We start from the raw sequence: 19,957 nt of genomic DNA on the forward strand, positions 1-19,957 counted from the left end.
TATTGATATAAAGAATACCTTGAGGATTGTCGTCCTCAAGGTCTCTCCAGTTGCCTATTCTATTAATGATACTTCAAATCTCTTTTTAACTTCATCCAGATAATTGTCAAGAAATAAATTCTTATTTGTAAAGCCTAAATAATATTCATAGTCTCCCTCATCAATAGATGAATAATATTCCTGATGAAATAAAACATTGAAATGTTGTTTAAAATCTGAACCTTTTTTAATGACAATACATCTAAATAAATGATCAATGTCAATTGCTTTAATAATATCTTCCTTTTGCATTGCCGAAAACCACATTATTTTCGGCGGTGTCTGATTCGGCTCATCCCAATGAGGTATAGATTCCTTCCATGGCAACACCCACTCGGAATTCACAAAAACACATCTCTCTGAGATAAAATTCTGTGTATTCACATCAAATAAATTCATGTTCCTTTCGTAAAAGGAAAATAATACAATTGAATCCTTTTCAATGAATAACCTTATCAAGTCAGCAATATTCTCCGTTGACATATTATGCTTAATCACACCATAAGGCCGTTTAAGATTTATTTCCAAATTCATCATCCTATTCATCCGAAATAATAGTGATCCGATGTATTTTTACCTGTCCTAGGGTCAATATATTGAAATTGCATTGGAATATTTGGTCAGGATCATAGATTTGTTATCAGTCAAGAAGTAATAATAAAAAAGATCATAACACGAAACTATCTGGTGTACAGGCGTATTAGGGAAAAATTATACGAACACAAATAAAAGCACCTGAAATCACCATAAGGAATTTCAAGTGCTTTATAATTTTGTTTTAAGTTACTCGTATAGTCGTCCTTTGCAGCTTTGATAATGACATCATATACACGCGTTTTTCCTTATTATTTGGCATCAGGAAAATTATCCTTGATTGGTGGGGTAGAGTCCCAACTTATCAGTTTAATATGCTACTTAGCAAGTAATTCATTTGTATTGGAAAATTGAGTGTTAATAGTCCTTCCATCATTTTCAAAAACCCTTCCATCTTTTTTAATAATAAAGCCTTCTTGTTCAATAAATATAAAGTCAGCAGATCCATTTTTTCATTACATTTGAGAATTAATTAGCAGCTTCTTTACCGAATGTATTCTGAAGACCAATACAGGTATCTCTTATAATCCATGCTTGCACACAGTTAGTGTTATGGACCCAAATATTAGAGGTTAGTGATGTGATAAAGAGATATAATTATCAACCTCATACATGTGGTAGAGGCATATAAGAGGATCTTCATGCGGATCTTTCGTAGTATACCGCCCGATTCATTGGGCATTTGGTGGGGGTAAAAGTAAAGACCTTGAGAATGGTATATTTTCAAAGTCTTTCTCTTGCCCAAACTTTTTTAAATGCTGTTACTTACCATTCATATTCATTAGCCTTCTCTTCTCATCTAGCCATTCTTCTTCTCTTCTCACCCATTCTTCAGGGCTTAATTTTTCGTCCGTCCAGAACGTAGAAGAGTCTACAGCATTACCATCTTTATCGATTGCAATAACAGATGTCCTACTTTTACCAAAAACCAGATTGGGACAAATTTGGTGACCATCTTGGTTGTAAGTTAAACAATGAACACCTATATTTCCCTTACAACATTTTGAATCATGATTCTCTTCATTATCTTCATAGAAACAATTTGCCTCTAGAATAATATGTTTCCATCCCATAAGACTCCTCTTTAAACTTAATAAGCAGCATTTAATTCCCTAAGGTCGATCTTGTAGTCGTGTTGATCATTCCAATTCACTCAATTATACCGTTCTCAAATTACCATAAGCCCGGTAAGAACCATAAACTCAGGCAGACACATACTTTCTACCATTTGGGACACCATCTAGATACTCGAAATTCAGATTTGGATGGTCCGGATTCTCCTTGAAATTGCTTAAAAGCTGTATCCGCTTTTTCTTGTATATTTTTTTAGAATTTTATTATATGTTTGTTGAATTACCACTATTAATATTCCACACGCACCTATACTGTGCACCAAATACTAAGGTCGCTTACGAGGTGCGTTTGGAACTATCGACTGTCATGTTGTAAACCGTTGCCTGCTTGTGTAATAATTTAATACTGTCTTTCTTAAGTGCATTCCCGTCACTCTGAATAAGCAAGTCTCAACCTTGAAATTTTTAACAAACGTCCATCCCTTGTCCTATCCCCCCAAAACAGATGGCTATCGGTAGATTCAATCATCTGACCGCTCAAATGAATTTTGTAAATCTAATCCGCTTCGTAATTGAGCGTAGCCATAACCTCTTTATAAGCTATCTTGCCAGTCGTTTCATCCTTAGAGAGAACCTTAACTCCGATCTTAATTACATTTACCATACCATTTCCTTTTCACAAATCATCTAGCTGTATAACCTCCCTTTTTCTCGTCAAAAAATTGCATGTTGGGCTGTAAAAACCCACTGTTCTCTCTGTACAACCTTACAATCATAAGAGAAGAACATATTACCTCCATTTCCATAAAAAATGTCACATTTTAATATATCGACACCTTAAACTTCCATTTTTATAGGCCAAATGGACCTTATTTTCCATAAACCGGTTAAGCCCATGGGATTAAAAGAAAATCAGGAGAAGAGTCACTTGCAAAGCCCCCTTCGGGTATAGTAGTATGTGTTTAAAAAAAATCGGAGGGTATATGCCTAAACAACAAGACAAACATTCCATTCAGGCGTGGTCTCTGATCAATCGCAAATATTTGGGAAAAGGCGTGCGTGTCAAACGTTTTCGCAAACCAACACGCTGTCAAGTACGCAATCGCGTTCTGCTTGCCGTTTTGATGGCTAATGACATTAAACTGTCCCAACTTGCCGAGGAGCTTTCCATCTCCTCTCGCAGCGTCAGCGCGTGGGTATATGAAGGCCGTATTCCCGGCAACACTAATCTGGAAAAGACGTGTAACACACTTGGTTATCCACACCATATTCTATTTAATGAAGAGGTTGTCCGGCGTTCACCGCTTATTTGTCAACCATCGCCGTCCCGTTTTATGAAACGGACTGTAACTCGTTCTCCGGTTAAAAACCGGATTTTGGCGGGTTTGTGCATGGTACATGATATTTCGGTGACCGATGTCAGTCATTGGATTGGCGTTCACCCGGGTACATTTCGGAAATGGTTGCATCAGGGTACCGTTCCTTCACAAACCTTCCAGGATCAGGCGGAACAGTTTTTCCGTATTCCAAAATCCATTTTGTTTGCTGATGCCATGCTGAAAAAGTAACAATGTCCTTTAAAACGAAACGATTGAAACTTTCATGAAAGTCTTTGAAAGGAACGCATTACCATCTTTCATGCATAAGGCTTTCACATCATGTGATTTACAGAATATAAAAGCAAAAAAGCACAGTCTGCCGATTCTGGCGTACTGTGCTTTTTAGATAGCAAAATTTAAATGCTTCTTGCTTATAATTTGTAACTTCTTAGGATTGAGTGCTTGCCGCTTCAGTTGAATGTCCAGCTTTTGCCTTGATGGCCTTCAGCCTTTTCATAACTGGGTTACCCCCACATCCAAAGTAGTCGTGAAGACGGCTGTATTCCTCATAGAGCTTATTATAGATGTCCACGTTCTCAGGGATTGGCTTGAAGCCCCCATAGCCATGGCTGCCAGTTAACCTCCCAAACGTCCTTATTTAATGTTTCTAACATACATAGGTCACTCTTCTTACTTTCATTTCTGGCACCACTCTCACCGCACACTTGTACGTACAACTAAATCAACCTTTTTTATATATCTTTTTGATAGATTTATGTACACATTTTCAAAATGTATAGAAAAACAGCCCCTTTTCTGCAATCCAGAAAACAGGCTGCTTCGTGTATCCAGTAACATACCATCAACTTAAAATTCACTAAACATTTCCTAAGCTGGCCCCGTGGATTCGCGTACAATTAACTCTGGAGGTATAATCCACTGACGCTCTTCTTCACAATACCCCTTTTCTTCAATCATCGATAGCATGGTATCGGCGGCACGTAACCCCAATTCTTCCTTGGGGTGCCGAATGGTTGTAAGTTTGACTTCCGTGGCTGTCGCCAAAAATGAATCATCAAACCCAACCAGTGACAGATCCTGGGGAATACTGAGGCCCGCCGAACGTACAATATCCAGCAGCCGCACCGCCAATTCATCATTATAGGTCACCCATCCGGTCGGACGTTCCCCTGTCTCCATCGCCAACAGCTGTGATGCGCGTTGTAACGGAAGCTCATTTTTTTCTTCAGTCCGGTACGTCGTTACTGCGTTTGGATGTAACGTCACTCCATATTTACGGTGAGCGGCTACAAATCCCTTCATCCGCAGAATTCCTTGCATATCATCGGTTTTGAAAAATCCGGCCAATCGCCGGTGCCCCAGCTTGATCAAATGCTCTGCCGCCAAAAAACCACCCTTTTCATCGTCCAAACGCAAACAAGGTGCATCCATCTCCTCATAACGCGCATTGATCATTAAATAAGGGATTTGGCGATTCTCCACGGTTAAATAATAGTTCAAATTGGGATTACGTTCCCCGCTTTTGGTCGGCTCAATAATAATTCCGCTCAGTGGTTGACTCAGCAGCATTTTCAGGCATTGACGCTCTTGCTCAGGATCATTGCCTGTACTTGATAATAGCAGTTTGTAGCCTTGGCGGCTTAGCTTGGACTCAATTCCCTGTACAATGGATGGAAAAATATAATCCGATATATAAGTTGTCACAACTCCAATCGTCCGTGGATCTTCGGGCTGCTTCAGATCCCGTGTTGCGACAAAGGTTCCCTTACCCTGTATGCGAAACAGCCAACCTTCCTGTACCAGTTCACCCAGCGCCTGACGCACCGTTTGCCGACTAACTGCAAATTGTTCAGACATTTCATGTTCAGAAGGAAGCTGGCTTTGCGGCTCCAGTTTGGATGAATGAATCCATGATAAAATTTCCTGTTTAACCTGTATATATTTGGGCGCCATCATTTCCTCCGTACTTTCCATATCATGTATCTACTCGTATTCCACAATTATAGCATAGCATTCATTTGTACATACAAGTGTTACAGGAGCATAATATCGTTGTATAGCTGCCGGAGGCGTAAACCCATTCACCAATCCCTTTCTCATGCTTAGACTGAATGTATAAAGAACTCTGGTGTAACACACATTATGAACGAAGCAACTGATGTTCATTCATATACTTGAGTCCGGTATAGCGATCACGCAAAGTATGTGCCGTGCGCAAAGCACGAGCAAGTTGTTCCTGTGTAACCCCCAGCTCGGCAATGGTAGACGGACCTCCCACCTGAGCTAGCCATGCACGCATCTGTTCCGATGTAGGCAGAGTCCGATATACTTTAAAAGCCTCCACATCCTGATTGGCAGCCAATTCCCTATACATGTCAGACAGCAAAGCGGAGGCAACGCCCACCTTGGCACCATGCAAAACTTGCTTGCGCCCCTCTGCAATAAAATCCATTTCAATTCGGTGAGAAATATGATGCTCTCCCCCTGAGGCAGGACGGGAATGATCAATCATCAACATCGAAATACCGGATGCAATCAGCGCATTCATCAACACCTCAACTCCTGCCTTACTGCCTGCCGCGATCTCATCGACATGCTCTACACAAGCACGTAAAGCCTCCTCGGTAATTCGATTAGCTACAGGTGAATACGGCTCGTTTCCCAAATCTCTGGACACATGCCAGTCCGCTAATGAGGTAAACTTACCGAGCATATCGCCAAAACCCGCGGCAGTCATCACTTGAGGGGCACTTGCCAGTACGGACAAGTCAGCGAAGATCGCCTCCGGCGGAACGGCTTGGAACGTCTGCTTGCTGCCATCCACAATTAATGGGGCCCCAGCTGAGGTAAAACCATCTACAGATGCAGCCGTTGGGACTGACAAGAACGGACGATTCATTTTATAGCACACAAAGCGAACCAGATCATGAATCGTACCTGACCCTACAGCAAGCACAGCCTGACTTTGATCCGCCACACCTAGCAGAACCTTCATGATATAAGTTTCATCAGCAATAACATCCCCTACCGCATTCGGAGGCAGCCGAACTACATCAACTGTCAAACCTGCTTCACGGATTAATTCAGCTACTTTTTTCCCTGCTGCCGCTGAAGTATGCTCATCCTCTACTAGAGTAACATGCTGATAATTCTGTTGATTCAAATAAGAAGCAATGGATTCAAGTGCTCCATCCCGTACCTCGATAAACAATTCAACCTTTCGGTGAGGATGATCAGCGTTACTAGCCTGCGCCTCTTCGTTCCACAGCTTGATCTGCTCATTCATATTCATTTCATCAGCCTCCTGAAAAGGAATAATTTGTACAAGAATGATCCATACTAATAAATAGATTCCGTTTGAAAACGATTACTATTTAATTGTACGCACAAATGTAGGTACAAGTCCAGAAAAAACGTACAAGTTACGATTCAATTCAACCATTCGAAAGGAACAATATTATGAAATTTGGAACAGATATTGCCTGTGCACTCGGGTTACTGGCAGGTACAACGTTTGGTAGTGGGGTTGCTTTTTTGTTCGGCTGGCAAGCTTATCGTGCACTGACTTCAGTCACGGTTTTTGGCATTGCAGGGATTATCATTACCATTGCTGTTTTTCGCTTGCTGCACCGGAAGTCGCTTTCTACGTCCAATTCTCAATGAATTCTGTTGAAAGCCAGACCATTTAATTTTAACTGCATACATAAAAAAACGGGTCTCACAAGCCATTTGCAGCTTGAGAGTACCCGTTTTTGATGTGGAACTACTTACTTAAACTTTTGGATCAACGTCCAGTTCATAATCAATTTCATCAAAACCGAATCCAAACAATTGAAGGAAATCCAGACGGTATTGTTCAAGATCACCCAGTTCGGATACGTTTTCGGTAGTGATCTCAGACCAAGCCGCTTTAACAGCTTGCTGCACATCCTCTCTCATTTCCCAGTTATCCAGACGAATGCGCCCTTCTTCGTCCGTTTCCACTGTGGACCCATTGTATAACGTCTCGAACAGACGTTGCGCCTGCTCAATACATCCCTCGTGTAGTCCTTTTTCTTTCATGACCTTAAACAGTAAGGAAATATACAGAGGCACAACCGGGATAGCGGAACTGGATTGTGTAACCAAAGCTTTATTCACTGAAACGTAGGCCTTCCCATGATAAGGCTCCAGTTGCTTTGTTAACGTATGTGCTGTGGCTTCCAAATCATTTTTAGCTTGGCCAATGGTTCCTTTACGATAAATAGCCTCCGTAATCTCAGGACCAATATACGAGTAAGCCAGTGTGGTTACCCCTTCAGCCAGCAGGTCGGCTTCTTCCAACGCTTTTAACCACAGGGACCAATCTTCGCCACCCATGACCGTGATGGTGTTATCAATCTCCTCCTGCGTTGCTGGTTCAAGCGTAATTTCCGACACGACACCTGTGTTCGTATTCACCGTTTTATTCGTAAACGGCTGTCCGATGGGCTTGAGAACGGAATTGAAGGTCTCTCCCGTATCAGGATGTGTCCGTCGCGGTGAGGCGACACTATATACAATCAGGTCTACCTTGCCCAGCTTTTCTTTGACCAGCTTCAACGTCTCCTGCTTAATTTCATGGGAAAAAGCATCTCCATTAATGCTCTCCGCTATGTAGCCAGCCGCTCTGGCTGCTCTTTCAAAGGCCACTGTATTGTACCAGCCTGCCGAAGCCGTGCGCCCCTCTGAAGCAGGACGTTCAAAGGATACTCCTACGGTGTCAGCTCCCATACCGAAGCTCGCAGCAATGCGGGAAGCCAGTCCATAACCTGTGGATGCTCCGATCACAAGTACCTTTTTAGCTCCTTGTAATCCCGTGCTGTCTTTGATGTAGTCGATTTGACGATTAACGTGAGCCGCACATCCTGCAGGATGCGCAGTCGTACATATGAAACCACGAATTTTCGGTTTAATAATCATTGCAAGGGTCCCCCTACTTTGGCATTCATTTAATATTGATGGAATGGTTGTCCAGTCATAACTATATTACAAATCAGCTTGCGGCTCAACATATAACATGGTCTTGAAGGTAAACGATCAAATACTATGACACAGATATCCCCGAACTGCGACTCTACGCCAAAAAGAAAATCGCCGTAAACATCATAGTCTACAGCGCTCTTTAACTCCAATATTCATTTGGACTTATTTTCTAGCAATATCACATCTTCTCCTTTCTCTTGTCTTATTTTGATATTAGTCCTTCCCCAGGTACACATTAAATCAATAATTTCATTTGCTGTAATTCCATATTCCGTTATATAATACTCCACTTTTGGAGGCATTTGATTATACACATGTCTGCCTATGATCCCATCCTTCTCAAGTTCACGAAGTTGCTGTATAAGAACCTTTTGAGAAATGCCTGCAATACTACGCTGTAATTCACTGGTCCTCTTTCTACCAGACATTAATAAGCATATGATTAAGGATTTCCACTTACCTCCGATGATCTCCAGTGTTGCTTCTATGCCTAAATTATATTGTTTCATACGACCACCTCTTCAAGACTAAAATAACTAAGTTTATCGAATTCATTTTATAATCACATATCTTCACTCTAAGTACCACGCACACTTTCAAGTAACTATATTACTTTATTGTGTGTATTTACATTTTTTATAGCCTACAGAATAATAATACGTATCCACAAAAAGCAAATGATGCGATGTAAGAAAGGTGATTGATGATGAAGACTCTCGTAATTTTAGCACACCCGAATATTGAAAATTCCAGAGTAAATCAAAGATGGAAACAAGAATTGCTTCGATATTCCAATGAAATTACAATTCATGAAATTTATAAAGAGTATCCCAACTGGAATATTGATGTTTTGAAAGAACAAAAGTTACTTGAAGCACACAGCAATATCATATTTCAGTTCCCTTTATACTGGTATAGTTACCCTCCTCTATTAAAAAAGTGGTTTGATGATGTTTTTGCCCATGGATGGGCTTATGGTTCAAAAGGTGATAAGTTAAAAGGAAAGAAGCTAGGGATCGCCATGTCGATTGGCGATAAAAAAGAAAACTACTTATCTACGGGTTCCGTTACATTTACGGTAGATGAAGTTATAGCCCCTTTTAAAGCAAGCGCAGTACATGTGGGCGCCGTAACATTACCCTATTTCGCTGTCTTCGGAGCCTCGTTTCAAGCAAGTGATGAAGACATTAACCAGAGTGCAAAAGATTATATTAAATATATATTCCAGCATAAATAAAATGGCTGTTTAATAGCACGCATCTTAACCATATAAAAATAGGCTCTTGGAGGCATTCAGCCAATCCAAGAACCTGTAATTGTTAGGTATAATGCGGTCGAGAGGACTCGAACCTCCACGGGGGTTAGCCCACACGGACCTGAACCGTGCGCGTCTGCCAATTCCGCCACGACCGCATACTATGTATTGATGGCGATACTTTAATCGCCGTAATTAAAATTATATCTTGAATAGAGCTTAAAAGCAAGCCGATTTATATTATATTTTCTATGAATAATGCTAGTAAATATAAGAAAATCACTGGATATCACCAACCAGATATGGTAAGATGAACGCATCAGGAAAGGAGGTGCGTCAACATCAATAATCATATGTTGAGCGTATCCCTTACCCGGTCCGTTATTCTCTAATTTGCAGAGTTGACGGAGGCGCGGGATACGGATCAAGGCTTTAATTAAGCGCCACGGGTAAAAAGACCGTCTACGGACGGTCTCAGGCTGTCGAGAAAGTTTCGACAGCCTATTTTTATGTTAAATTTGTTTAAGACGACACCGCGTTAATGTTATATAATATAGGTAACTATTGTATAGAAACGGACGGTGTTGGTATGCTGCGATCTCATCGAGACAAACAACAATCCTTTGAATTGGTTTCCTTGGAAGAACTGGTGCCCCAAGATCATTTGCTTCGCAAAGTGGATACCTATATCGACTTCTCCTTTATTCATGAGAAGGTAAGCCCGCTGTATTGTGCAGACAACGGGCGTCCTGCCATTGATCCTACGGTATTGTTTAAAATGATCTTTCTCGGTTATTTCTATGGCATTCGCTCAGAACGGCAACTCGAGCGTGAAATTCAAACGAACTTGGCTTATCGTTGGTTTCTGGGGCTGGGCTTAACGGATAAAGTTCCGGACCATTCGACGATTAGTTGGAATCGTCGTACTCGCTTTAAAGACACTACGATCTTTCAAGATATCTTCGATGAAATTGTGCTGCAGGCGATCTCTCACCGAATGGTGGGCGGGCGTGTTCTCATCACCGATTCTACACACGTCAAGGCCAATGCCAACAAACATCAGTACACTAAAGAGCAAGTATTACAGAATACCAAAGACTATATGGACGAGCTGAATGAAGTGGTGAAGGAGGACCGGAAAAACCACGGAAAAAAGCCCTAAAATCTCGAGAGGAAGTGAACGAAGAAAAAGAAATTAAAGTGAGCAAAACAGATCCGGACAGCGGCTATATGATCCGTGATGGCAAGCCCGAAGGCTTCTTCTATCTGGACCACCGGACAGTGGATATGAAGTACAATGTGATTACGGATGTGCACGTGACGCCGGGGAATGTACATGATTCCGTCCCCTATTTGTCCCGTTTGGACCGCCAAAGAGAACGTTTTGCTTTTCAAGTAGAAGCTGTTACGCTAGATTCAGGTTATTTAACAACGCCGATTTGTCGAGGTTTGCAAAGCCGAAAGATTTTTGCCGTGATTGCTCACCGAAGATTTCATCCCAAACAAGGCCTGTTTCCGAAATGGAAGTTTGAATACGATGCCAAGAACAATGTGTATATTTGCCCAGCAGGACAAGAATTAGCCTACCGAACGACAGACCGAAAGGGATACCGGCAGTATGCATCTGATCCGGCTCAGTGCGAGCGTTGCCCGTTGCTGAGCCAGTGTACTCAGTCTAAAAACCACCGCAAAGTGGTGACTCGGCATGTCTGGGAAGACAGCAAAGAGTGGGTACGGAGCAACCGGCTAAGCCCATCCGGGAAACAGCTGTACCGCAAACGAAAAGAGACGATTGAGCGAAGCTTCGCGGATGCCAAAGAGCTCCATGGGTTTCGCTATTGCCGTTTGCGCGGACTTCCGAACGTCAGGGAACAAGCCCTCATGACGGCAGCCGTGCAGAACATGAAGAAGATGGCGATCCACCTGGATCGCCTGGAAAAACAGGGGTGAACCTTGTTTTTCCAGAGACCAGAGATCTCTCATGTAAAGAAAAAAAAACCACGTCTCAAAAAGACGGGGTTTCTCGACAATCTGAGACCGTCTACGGACGGTCTTTTTTATTTCAGTATCATACTTAATATAGATAAGATTACATAATGTGAAAAGAGGCGTTACAATGTCAATTAGACCTGCGAAAGTAGAAGAGTTGAAAGAACTGGTAGCCATTTGGCTGGACGCTTCCGTAGAAGCCCACCATTTTATTGCTCGGGAGTATTGGACATTTCAAGCTGCCGAGATGGAGAACAAGTACCTTCCCCTCGCTCAGAACTACGTTATCATACAAGATGACCATACGATTGGCGGCTTCATTTCCATGATGGACGGATACTTGGCTGCTCTGTTTATACGGGTTGATTCTCAAAGAAAAGGCTATGGCAAGTTACTATTAGATGGGGTTAAGCAACAGCATGAGAAAATTCAATTAAAGGTGTATCAGTCAAACACCAAAGCATTTAACTTTTATACTAAAAATGGATTTACCATTCAAGCAGAGTCAGTGGATGCCGAGACTGGTGAGAAGGAATTTGTGATGATATGGACAAAACATTAATGATAATGAAGCACCTCTAGCTTTTTAGAGCAAAGGCCCCGCTCCCGTACCCATACGGTATAAGCAGAGCCTTTTACTTTTATCTACTAGCTGTCTAGTCTCTTATTTAAGCCCATAAACCTCGGTATATAAAATCTCTTTAAACGGAGTAAATTCCTGTTCAGACAGCGCACCTGGATAGCTCATGATTTGAAGCCGCAGATCCGTCTGTCCTTCTCTTAGAGGGGGCTGTACATATTCAAAATGGTTCAGATGGAATCCCATTCGTTCGTAAAAACCAATTCTTCTCCGTGACCATTCATCCACTGGAGGCTCAACCTCCAGCACTACCGGTTGGTCAGACTGTGAGATAAATCTACCCATAAGCTTTTGGCCTAATCCGCCACCTCGTATACGGGAATCTACCGCGATATGCTCTACAAACCGAAAATGTTCAAATTCCCAGCCCGCCAAAAAAGCGACTATATTCCCCTGCTCATTTTTTTCAGTGATAATACGATAGCTAGGATGCTTCAATAAAGCCTTTTGAGCCTCAAACGTCCTGCATTCTGATGCTGGAAAAGAAGATTCCATAATCGCATATATTTCAGAAAAATCGTGTTCATTTATCATATATCCCTAGCTCCTTTACCCCTACATCCCCCAACGACAACAGCCTGTCTTTCATTAAGAGAAAGAGGGGGTTAGACCTTGTTTAATTCCATAAGCGTCAGCAACACGTGTTCCAACAACTCTGAAATATCCTCCATCTGATCTTCGTTGATTTGCCTGGAAAATCGGAGTTCAATCCTGTTTTGGTATGTAGACGTCTTCTCTCCGTAAATCTGACTTAACGTTTGTACTGGTCGAAGTTCGGGCTTCCAAATGTCGGTCAGTATATTTTCAATCTGGCTGCATTGTGTCTCCATCTCTCGAATCTTCATATCAAAATACAGCAACAAGCTACATCCCGGAGTTTGGTCTTCCATTTCCAAAATTTCTGCAGCCAGGTTGTTTAAATCCATCTTTAGTTGAAGCTCTGCCGTCACACCCGACTGTTCTCTCAGGCTGAACTGTACGCCAAATTCACGCGACATTACCGACATCTCCAACCTATCAGTCCGCTGCGTAATGTTAATACGTGAATCCAAATTATCCAGATCGTAAACCGCATTTTCCATAGCCACTTTTAAATTATCAAAAACGGTCGGGTCGAACATTTTTCTCACCTCCAATTATTGAGTATAACATAGCTTTTGTTCCCCCTAAAATAGAATGCCCCTTTTCATGAAAGCATATTAAGATGAGCTTTATAGTATACAGCAAGTTGGCTAATTCCTAATTGAAGTTTAGTGAATAAATTTGTAAAAACACATAATTGTGACAAAAAAATATATATTTTTGTTTATTGTTCCATTTTTATTCCAATTTATTGGAATACACTATATAATAATGGATGGGATTAGCAATATATATCTTATAAATCTCAAAACAAAAGAAGGGAAGAGATTATTAAATGAAAAAGGCAATTATTTCCACACTAGGTCTTGCACTTCTATTAACTACATCTACCGCCGTTGCATCTGCTCAAGAAGCTCAAGAAGGATCACCCGCATTACAAAAGGAATCTATCCAGCTCTTTGGAAATGGGACTGACAGAGAGCCTAATAACTGGTTCGATGAGGCTAGTGAAATACTGGTGGGAGTTGACATCTATGGGGAAATAGGCAAACACATTGATGGAGGTTATGACAATAGCGATTATTATAAGTTTAAAGCCTTTCAGTCTGGTTGGTATCAATTTAATATTCAAGGGGACATATATCCTAATACATGGCTGAGACTTGGTTTGGCTGACAGTAACGGACACTTCATTAGATATGCAAATGATCGTGAATACTCTTTAGGTAAAAATCTTGAAGCTGGCAAATGGTACTACCTGGTCGTAGAAACACCCGGTGCTGAGTTAGGACAATTATTCGACTATAAAGTTACTTCTACGATCAAGTAGATTAAAGGATAAATTGAAGTTAACAAAAAAACGTGTCCTTCTTTGACAAGGACTATGTTTTACATTTAGGGGCACCTATTATCTTACGACAAACGCAGCTATATCGTCGTGGAAGCACTGACGATTTACGTTAATATCTTCTTTGTTTATGGATCGTTTGTACCTCTGCATGCTGGAAACTATCACTTTGTAAAAAATTTTTTATATACACTTATATTACTTATTGCATGTACATCCTATATCTATTGAAGAATATATATAATCCAGAAATCATTACTAATATATTCATATAAATGAATATAAATTTCAAAAAAAGAGAGGTATTTTGTTCATGAAAAAAACGTTGTTAGCTTCATTAGGTCTTACACTTATGCTGAGTACTACTGCCAGTGTCGCCTTAGCTGCAGAAGCAGATTCTGTACCAGTTGCAAAGGAATCAACTATTGCCCCTTTACTTGAATATGATGAACAGGAGCCAAATGATACTTTTGAACAAGCTAACTATTATTTTATAGGTGATGGGGTTATTGGAACCCTCGGTGAAGAGAAGCATGGGATGTGGGAAAACTACGATGTATATAAAATAATGGCAGAAAATAACTCAAGAGAAGTTCACTTCACAATTGAGGGACACAGATATCCCGATTCTTGGTTGGAACTAACCCTCTTCAATAGTAATGGTCAAAGCATCAAAAGTTCAAAAAATGGTCAATATTTTTTAAATGCAACTCTTGAACAAGGTAAAGATTACTACTTAACCGTCAATGCGTACGGACTTCAACCTGGAGGAAAAATGTTTGACTATAAAGTCTCTTCTGAAGTTGTAAGGTAGGCTAATTAAATTTATGTAACTTTTCAAGTTGTGTATCGTTCTTTAATGCCTGTTGTCGTATTGGATACATGCAACAGACACATATAAAGACTAAAAAATCCTAACTACGCCAAAAAGCCTCACCCCTTTCTTAAAGGGGCGAGGCTTTTGTAGTTCAGTCATTCCATTCGGTGCATTCAGTTCTTTTACCCTTGTGTAAGTCTTACGACAAACGCGAGCTAAAGTCCTCGTAGGAGAACTGACGGATTACCTTGATGCCTTCTTCGTCGTTGTAGCTGGCGATGGCTGGCAGGTTGACTCCGTTGAACATGTGGTTTTTGACCATCGTGTAATGGGCCATGTCGCAGAATACAAGCTTGTCTCCCGGCTTCAATGGCTCTTTAAAGGAATAGTCACCAATGACATCTCCAGCCAAGCAAGTAAGTCCACCAAGTCTGTAAGTATGTGCATACTCACCAGGCTTACCTGCGCCAATGATATTCGGGCGGTAAGGCATAGCTAGCACATCAGGCATATGACATTCAGCCGAAGTATCCAGAATGGCAATATCCATTCCATTCTTCATTGTATCCAATACAGTCGCAACCAGATATCCGGTGTTCAAGGCGATGGCTTCGCCTGGCTCAAGATAAACTTGCACACCGTATTTATCCTGAAAATATTGGATACAGCGTACCAGTGTGTCCAGATCATAGTCTTCTCTGGTAATATGGTGACCGCCGCCGAAATTGAGCCATTTCATTTGCTTAATGTATGGCCCAAATTTCTCATCCACGACTTTAATGGTACGCTCCAGCGTATCTGAATTCTGTTCACACATCGTATGAAAATGAATACCGTCCACGCCATCCAGATCCTCAGGTCTAAAGTTAGCCAGAGTCACACCCATTCTGGAGTTGTTGTAGCAAGGATCATACAGCGGCGTTTCGATTTCCGAATATTCTGGATTTACTCGAATGCCGATGTCGATTTTTTTGGAAGTTACGCCTTGCACTCTGCTTTTGAAGCGTTTCAGTTGATCAAAGGAGTTGAAAACAATATGGTCAACATACTCCAACAGCTCATCAAATTCACTGTCAACATAAGCTGGTGCGTATACGTGAACCTCCTTGTCCATTTTTTCGCGACCGAGTCTTGCCTCGAACAACGAACTGGAGGTTACGCCTTTTAAGTATTTGCCAACCAGAGGAAAGGTCGAAAACATCGAAAATCCCTTAAGAGCGAGCAGAATACTGCAACCTGTCCGCTCTTGTACAGAATTCAAAACCTCAAGGTTTTTGACAAGAAGTCTTTCGTCAACAAGATAACAAGGTGATGGGAGTCCGGTAATATCAATATTCATCGCAGACCTCAATCAAGCAACGTTGGCGTAAAGTTCTCTTGCCATGGCAATCCGTGTTTATTTAGTGCTTCCATGAATGGATCTGGATCGAATTCCTCAACGTTGTAAACGCCTGGTTTTTTCCAGAGGCCTTTGATAATAAGCATTGCACCGATCATAGCCGGAACACCTGTTGTGTAAGAAATGGCTTGGGAGCCAACCTCTGCATAACATTCTTCATGATCACAAACGTTGTAAACATAATAGGTTTTTGGCTTTCCATCTTTCACGCCTTGGATGATGCAGCCAATGTTTGTTTTGCCTTTTGTTCTTGGTCCCAGAGAAGCCGGGTCCGGCAAAATAGCTTTCAGGAATTGCAGTGGAATGATTTGTTGCCCTTCATAATCAATAGGCTCGATCGAAGTCATGCCTACGTTTTGAAGTACGTTCAAATGATTCAGATAATTGTCCGAGAACGTCATCCAGAAACGGATTTTTTTCACGCCTTTAATATTCACTGCAAGAGATTCCAGTTCTTCATGGTACAAAAGATATATATTTTTCGGTCCAATTTCAGGCAGGTCGTATACCTTTTTCTCAGAAAGTGGCTCAGTTTCAATCCATTCTCCGTTTTCAAAGTAACGGCCTTTCGCTGTAATTTCACGAATATTGATTTCCGGATTAAAATTAGTTGCAAAAGGATATCCGTGGTCCCCTGCATTCGCATCCACAATATCAATCGTATGAATTTCATCAAAATAGTGCTTTTGAGCATAAGCCGTAAATACTCCAGTCACGCCTGGATCAAAACCGCTGCCCAGCAGAGCTGTAATTCCTGCTTTTTCGAATCTTTCTTTGTAGGCCCATTGCCAGCTGTATTCAAACTTCGGCGTATCCGGCGGTTCATAGTTCGCCGTATCAACGTAATGAACACCTGTCTCAAGGCAAGCATCCATTATCGTCAAATCCTGATAAGGGAGAGCCACATTGATAACTACATCCGGTTGAAAGCTTCGAATCAAGTCAATGACCATGTCGGTGTTGTCAGCATCAAGCTGAGCCGTTTGGATCTTCGTACGACCTCCACCCAGCTTCTCTTTAAGCGCATCGCATTTCTCAACAGTTCTGCTTGCGATACAAATTTCTTCAAATACATCTGGGTTTTGGCAACATTTATGCACCACAACGCTGGCCACGCCACCGGCGCCAATAATCAATGCTTTTCCCAAAATAAATAACCTCCTTATTCCATACGCTAATCGCTATTCATTCTTGCAAACAAAATGATTATAAAGACATCCCACCAAATAATCAAGAAAAACGACAATTTGCTGTGTCAAAATTCACAGGAGCATGTCACAAAAATTTTACAAACCCCAAAATTAGGCATAAATTCTCCGTAAAGCGAGCAAAAAGCAAACATTTCTCCATACATTACAGGGAAGCCAGCACACCTTTAACGGAAGTTTTCTTGAATATGATGCTCATAACCTTTAAAAAAATTATATTATCTTATTTTTTAATAAAAGACTACCCCTCCGCGTCCTATTAAGAAGATTGATGAGGCGGTAGAAAAATGGGCTGGTAGCGTAATGCTTCATCTACAATCTCTGCCGCACTCAAATCACGGTCATCCCAGTAGATCAAATTACTAATCCCCGGATGAGGTGTATTTTGCATGACTACGGTCAGCATGCTGTCGAGTTCCTCCTCTGTTCCCTCGCCTCTGATGATTTTTTCCACCAACTGTATAAGCTCACTTCGGCTTAAACTTTGGGGGTTCAATGGATCTCGATCCAGACTCATACAATCGCCCTCCTAGGTATTGAATAGTTGGCACAGTGCAAGGCCTTATGCTTCTACTGTAAGCGTTATATGGCCTATTATGGAGCTTTAAGAAGTGTCATAATAAATAAAGCCGCCCCCGGTGTGGGAACGGCTCTATATCATAATAAAGCATATTAAACCATGATTTTGCAAATATCGTTCGTGAATTCAACCGGATCTTGCAGCGGCAAGCCCTCGATCAGCAAAGCCTGATTATACAGCAATGCCGTGTAGAGGTTCACTTTCTCCTTATCCTCGGCAAAGGCTTCTTTCAAAGAGTTGAACACCGCATGGTTCACGTTGATTTCCAGCACTTTATTCGCTTTGACATCGGCGTTATTCGGCATGGCGTTCAAAATTTTCTCCATCTCAATGGTCACTTCGCCGTCAGCGGACAGACATACGGGATGTGTCTTCAAGCGCTTGGAGGCTTTAACACTGGATACTTTGCCTTCCAGCAAGCCCTTCATGTACTCGAACAACTCCTTGTTGTCGTTTTGTTCCGCTTCAGTTTCTTTCTCATTTTCGTCAGACTCAATGCCCAGATCGCCACTCGATACGGATTTGAATTCTTTCTCTTTATAGCTTAAGAGCATTTTAATAGCGAACTCATCAATATCATCAGTGAAGTACAAAATTTCGTAGCCTTTATCGGCCACCAATTCGGTCTGCGGTAGCTTTTCAATACGCTCGTTGGACTCCCCGGAAGCATAATAAATATACTTTTGATCCTCTGGCATACGAGATACATATTCGTCCAAAGTAACCTGCTTTTTCTCTGTAGAAGAGTAGAACATAAGCAGATCCTGAAGGGTTTCTTTATGTCTGCCGTAATCGTTGTAGACACCAAATTTCAATTGTCTTCCAAATGATTTGTAGAATTGATCATATTTCTCCCGATCATTTTTGAGCAGAGTCAACAGTTGGCCTTTAATTTTGCTTTCAATATTTTTGGCAATCAGCTTCAACTGACGATCATGCTGCAGCATTTCTCTCGAAATGTTGAGTGACAGGCTTTCGGAGTCAACCATACCTTTTACAAAGCTAAAATAATCCGGCAGCAGGTCAGGAGATTTTTCCATGATTAGCACACCGTTAGCATACAACTCCAGCCCTTTTTCATATTCCTTAGAGTAAAAATCAAACGGAATATTCTCAGGAATAAACAAAATCGCTTGGTACACTACCGCGCCGTCCGCGCTGACATGGATATGCTGGAGCGGCTTGTCGTAGCCATAGCGTTTTTCCGCGTAGAAATTTTGATAATCCTCGTCGGTTAGCTCGCTTTTATTTTTTCTCCAGATGGGCACCATGCTGTTAATACGCTGTTCTTCTTTGTAATCCTCAAACTCGTTATCGCTTCCTTCTTTCAGACGCTTGCCTGTAACATCCATTTTAATCGGGTAGCGGATAAAGTCGGAGTATTTTTTAATAAGCGCTTTTAAACGGTACTCGTCCAAATATTCGTCGTAGGACTCATCCTCGGTGTTTTCCTTGATTTTCAGAACAATCTCGGTTCCGACCTCGTCCTTCTCAGCCACCTCAATGGTATAACCGTCAGCACCTGTAGATTCCCATTTATAAGCAGTATCGCTTCCCAAAGCCTTGGTCGTTACGGTAACTACATCTGCTACCATGAAAGCTGAATAGAAGCCGACACCGAATTGACCGATAATGTCATAACCATCCTTGGACTCATTTTCATTTTTGAATGCCAGTGAGCCACTTTTAGCAATAACGCCCAGGTTATTTTCCAGTTCTTCCTTGGTCATCCCAATCCCGGTATCACGCAGAGTTAGCGTTCTATGATCCTTATCGGCAATTACTTTAATATAATAATTCTCTTTGTCAAAGACTAATTGATCGTCTGTCAGTGCTTTGTAATAGATTTTGTCAATCGCATCACTTGCGTTGGAGATCAGCTCTCTTAGGAAAATTTCCTTTTGAGTGTAAATCGAGTTAATCATCATTTCGAGCAGACGCTTGGACTCAGCCTGAAACTGTTTTTTCTCCATTCGAATATCTCCTTTCAAATATAAACCTATGTAAGGCCAGCGGATAAGAGCTATGCAAACGATTCAGCTTTGTTAGCACTCCCATCATTCGAGTGCTAGCCTACCTTTTTTATAAC

The 19,957-nt window shown here is 41.5% G+C and carries 20 protein-coding genes and 1 tRNA gene; 7 read left to right on the forward strand and 14 right to left on the reverse strand.

Going from position 1 to position 19,957, the window contains the following annotated elements; all coding sequences use genetic code 11:
• Positions 1–54 precede the first annotated feature (54 nt).
• Positions 55–576, reverse strand: a complete 522-nt coding sequence (locus tag G7035_RS26225; RefSeq protein ID WP_226888848.1) for a hypothetical protein — start codon at positions 574–576, stop codon at positions 55–57.
• Positions 577–1,394: 818 nt separating this feature from the next.
• Complete coding sequence (locus G7035_RS26230) at positions 1,395–1,706, reverse strand: hypothetical protein (protein ID WP_017425868.1); 312 nt, start codon at positions 1,704–1,706, stop codon at positions 1,395–1,397.
• A 983-nt stretch (positions 1,707–2,689) separates the two neighbouring features.
• Here G7035_RS26230 and G7035_RS26235 point away from each other — a divergent pair.
• The gene (locus G7035_RS26235; RefSeq protein WP_013370447.1) at positions 2,690–3,274 is read left to right on the forward strand and encodes a helix-turn-helix domain-containing protein; all 585 of its coding nucleotides are present in this window, start codon (positions 2,690–2,692) and stop codon (positions 3,272–3,274) included.
• Between the two features lie 199 nt (positions 3,275–3,473).
• Here G7035_RS26235 and G7035_RS26240 read toward each other — a convergent pair whose 3' ends face one another.
• The 3 genes from G7035_RS26240 to G7035_RS26250 all read right to left on the reverse strand — a co-directional run bounded on the left by G7035_RS26240 (position 3,474) and on the right by G7035_RS26250 (position 6,338).
• A complete protein-coding gene (locus G7035_RS26240) occupies positions 3,474–3,617 on the reverse strand; it encodes a ribulokinase (RefSeq protein WP_445648553.1) in 144 nt (47 codons plus the stop codon).
• Between the two features lie 296 nt (positions 3,618–3,913).
• Positions 3,914–4,999, reverse strand: a complete 1,086-nt coding sequence (locus tag G7035_RS26245) for a GntR family transcriptional regulator (RefSeq protein ID WP_019686887.1) — start codon at positions 4,997–4,999, stop codon at positions 3,914–3,916.
• A gap of 187 nt (positions 5,000–5,186) precedes the next feature.
• Entirely contained in the window at positions 5,187–6,338 is a 1,152-nt protein-coding gene (locus G7035_RS26250; RefSeq protein ID WP_019686886.1) for a sn-glycerol-1-phosphate dehydrogenase, read from the reverse strand.
• Between the two features lie 167 nt (positions 6,339–6,505).
• On the opposite strand from G7035_RS26250, the gene G7035_RS26255 reads away from it, so the two are divergent.
• Positions 6,506–6,709 carry a hypothetical protein gene (locus G7035_RS26255; RefSeq protein ID WP_016819686.1) on the forward strand — a complete coding sequence of 68 codons (204 nt, stop codon included), beginning with the start codon at positions 6,506–6,508 and terminating at the stop codon, positions 6,707–6,709.
• A 108-nt stretch (positions 6,710–6,817) separates the two neighbouring features.
• Here G7035_RS26255 and fabV read toward each other — a convergent pair whose 3' ends face one another.
• Together fabV and G7035_RS26265 are read right to left on the reverse strand one after the other, a co-directional pair.
• Positions 6,818–7,987 (reverse strand): enoyl-ACP reductase FabV, encoded by a 1,170-nt coding sequence (gene fabV / locus G7035_RS26260; RefSeq protein ID WP_019686885.1) that lies wholly within the window; start codon positions 7,985–7,987, stop codon positions 6,818–6,820.
• 215 nt (positions 7,988–8,202) lie between these two features.
• The gene (locus G7035_RS26265) at positions 8,203–8,559 is read right to left on the reverse strand and encodes a winged helix-turn-helix transcriptional regulator (protein WP_017425873.1); all 357 of its coding nucleotides are present in this window, start codon (positions 8,557–8,559) and stop codon (positions 8,203–8,205) included.
• A gap of 197 nt (positions 8,560–8,756) precedes the next feature.
• Here G7035_RS26265 and G7035_RS26270 point away from each other — a divergent pair, with 197 nt between their 5' ends.
• Positions 8,757–9,287: an NAD(P)H-dependent oxidoreductase gene (locus tag G7035_RS26270; RefSeq protein WP_017425874.1), complete on the forward strand. Its 531-nt coding sequence runs from the start codon at positions 8,757–8,759 to the stop codon at positions 9,285–9,287.
• 92 nt (positions 9,288–9,379) lie between these two features.
• On the opposite strand, the gene G7035_RS26275 is transcribed toward G7035_RS26270, so the two are convergent.
• A tRNA-Leu gene (locus tag G7035_RS26275) sits at positions 9,380–9,463 on the reverse strand.
• A 431-nt stretch (positions 9,464–9,894) separates the two neighbouring features.
• Here G7035_RS26275 and G7035_RS26280 point away from each other — a divergent pair.
• A protein-coding gene (locus G7035_RS26280) for an IS1182 family transposase (RefSeq protein WP_230877365.1) occupies positions 9,895–11,255 on the forward strand; the annotation gives its coding sequence in 2 pieces (ribosomal slippage) (positions 9,895–10,462 and positions 10,462–11,255; 1,362 coding nt in all).
• Between the two features lie 166 nt (positions 11,256–11,421).
• Positions 11,422–11,856: an N-acetyltransferase gene (locus G7035_RS26285; RefSeq protein WP_019686884.1), complete on the forward strand. Its 435-nt coding sequence runs from the start codon at positions 11,422–11,424 to the stop codon at positions 11,854–11,856.
• 102 nt (positions 11,857–11,958) lie between these two features.
• On the opposite strand, the gene G7035_RS26290 is transcribed toward G7035_RS26285, so the two are convergent.
• Both G7035_RS26290 and G7035_RS26295 read right to left on the reverse strand, forming a co-directional pair.
• On the reverse strand, positions 11,959–12,468 hold the full coding sequence (locus G7035_RS26290) for a GNAT family N-acetyltransferase (RefSeq protein ID WP_019686883.1): 510 nt from the start codon (positions 12,466–12,468) through the stop codon (positions 11,959–11,961).
• A 71-nt stretch (positions 12,469–12,539) separates the two neighbouring features.
• A complete protein-coding gene (locus G7035_RS26295) occupies positions 12,540–13,055 on the reverse strand; it encodes a hypothetical protein (RefSeq protein ID WP_019686882.1) in 516 nt (171 codons plus the stop codon).
• A 296-nt stretch (positions 13,056–13,351) separates the two neighbouring features.
• Here G7035_RS26295 and G7035_RS26300 point away from each other — a divergent pair, with 296 nt between their 5' ends.
• Both G7035_RS26300 and G7035_RS26305 read left to right on the forward strand, forming a co-directional pair.
• Positions 13,352–13,846, forward strand: a complete 495-nt coding sequence (locus tag G7035_RS26300) for a hypothetical protein (RefSeq protein WP_019686881.1) — start codon at positions 13,352–13,354, stop codon at positions 13,844–13,846.
• A 331-nt stretch (positions 13,847–14,177) separates the two neighbouring features.
• Positions 14,178–14,678, forward strand: a complete 501-nt coding sequence (locus tag G7035_RS26305; RefSeq protein ID WP_016819678.1) for a hypothetical protein — start codon at positions 14,178–14,180, stop codon at positions 14,676–14,678.
• Between the two features lie 202 nt (positions 14,679–14,880).
• On the opposite strand, the gene nspC is transcribed toward G7035_RS26305, so the two are convergent.
• From nspC to htpG, 4 genes are all read right to left on the reverse strand, one after another.
• Entirely contained in the window at positions 14,881–16,020 is a 1,140-nt protein-coding gene (gene nspC / locus G7035_RS26310; RefSeq protein WP_016819677.1) for a carboxynorspermidine decarboxylase, read from the reverse strand.
• 8 nt (positions 16,021–16,028) lie between these two features.
• Positions 16,029–17,228: a saccharopine dehydrogenase family protein gene (locus tag G7035_RS26315; RefSeq protein WP_016819676.1), complete on the reverse strand. Its 1,200-nt coding sequence runs from the start codon at positions 17,226–17,228 to the stop codon at positions 16,029–16,031.
• Positions 17,229–17,547: 319 nt separating this feature from the next.
• Positions 17,548–17,805 carry a bacteriocin immunity protein gene (locus G7035_RS26320; RefSeq protein WP_019686880.1) on the reverse strand — a complete coding sequence of 86 codons (258 nt, stop codon included), beginning with the start codon at positions 17,803–17,805 and terminating at the stop codon, positions 17,548–17,550.
• 155 nt (positions 17,806–17,960) lie between these two features.
• Positions 17,961–19,841 (reverse strand): molecular chaperone HtpG, encoded by a 1,881-nt coding sequence (htpG, locus tag G7035_RS26325; protein ID WP_019686879.1) that lies wholly within the window; start codon positions 19,839–19,841, stop codon positions 17,961–17,963.
• Positions 19,842–19,957 lie beyond the last annotated feature (116 nt).

The organism is Paenibacillus polymyxa (assembly GCF_015710975.1).
GTDB lineage: Bacteria > Bacillota > Bacilli > Paenibacillales > Paenibacillaceae > Paenibacillus > Paenibacillus polymyxa.

Bases quoted from the DNA above. Each gene is read 5' to 3' on its own strand.
- G7035_RS26225 (WP_226888848.1), bottom strand. From the start codon at position 576: ATGATGAATTTGGAAATAAATCTTAAACGGCCTTATGGTGTGATTAAG.
- G7035_RS26230 (WP_017425868.1), bottom strand. From the start codon at position 1,706: ATGGGATGGAAACATATTATTCTAGAGGCAAATTGTTTCTATGAAGAT.
- G7035_RS26235 (WP_013370447.1), top strand. From the start codon at position 2,690: ATGCCTAAACAACAAGACAAACATTCCATTCAGGCGTGGTCTCTGATC.
- G7035_RS26245 (WP_019686887.1), bottom strand. From the start codon at position 4,999: ATGGCGCCCAAATATATACAGGTTAAACAGGAAATTTTATCATGGATT.
- G7035_RS26250 (WP_019686886.1), bottom strand. From the start codon at position 6,338: ATGAATATGAATGAGCAGATCAAGCTGTGGAACGAAGAGGCGCAGGCT.
- G7035_RS26255 (WP_016819686.1), top strand. From the start codon at position 6,506: ATGAAATTTGGAACAGATATTGCCTGTGCACTCGGGTTACTGGCAGGT.
- fabV (WP_019686885.1), bottom strand. From the start codon at position 7,987: ATGATTATTAAACCGAAAATTCGTGGTTTCATATGTACGACTGCGCAT.
- G7035_RS26265 (WP_017425873.1), bottom strand. From the start codon at position 8,559: ATGAAACAATATAATTTAGGCATAGAAGCAACACTGGAGATCATCGGA.
- G7035_RS26270 (WP_017425874.1), top strand. From the start codon at position 8,757: ATGAAGACTCTCGTAATTTTAGCACACCCGAATATTGAAAATTCCAGA.
- G7035_RS26285 (WP_019686884.1), top strand. From the start codon at position 11,422: ATGTCAATTAGACCTGCGAAAGTAGAAGAGTTGAAAGAACTGGTAGCC.
- G7035_RS26290 (WP_019686883.1), bottom strand. From the start codon at position 12,468: ATGATAAATGAACACGATTTTTCTGAAATATATGCGATTATGGAATCT.
- G7035_RS26295 (WP_019686882.1), bottom strand. From the start codon at position 13,055: ATGTTCGACCCGACCGTTTTTGATAATTTAAAAGTGGCTATGGAAAAT.
- G7035_RS26300 (WP_019686881.1), top strand. From the start codon at position 13,352: ATGAAAAAGGCAATTATTTCCACACTAGGTCTTGCACTTCTATTAACT.
- G7035_RS26305 (WP_016819678.1), top strand. From the start codon at position 14,178: ATGAAAAAAACGTTGTTAGCTTCATTAGGTCTTACACTTATGCTGAGT.
- nspC (WP_016819677.1), bottom strand. From the start codon at position 16,020: ATGAATATTGATATTACCGGACTCCCATCACCTTGTTATCTTGTTGAC.
- G7035_RS26320 (WP_019686880.1), bottom strand. From the start codon at position 17,805: ATGAGTCTGGATCGAGATCCATTGAACCCCCAAAGTTTAAGCCGAAGT.
- htpG (WP_019686879.1), bottom strand. From the start codon at position 19,841: ATGGAGAAAAAACAGTTTCAGGCTGAGTCCAAGCGTCTGCTCGAAATG.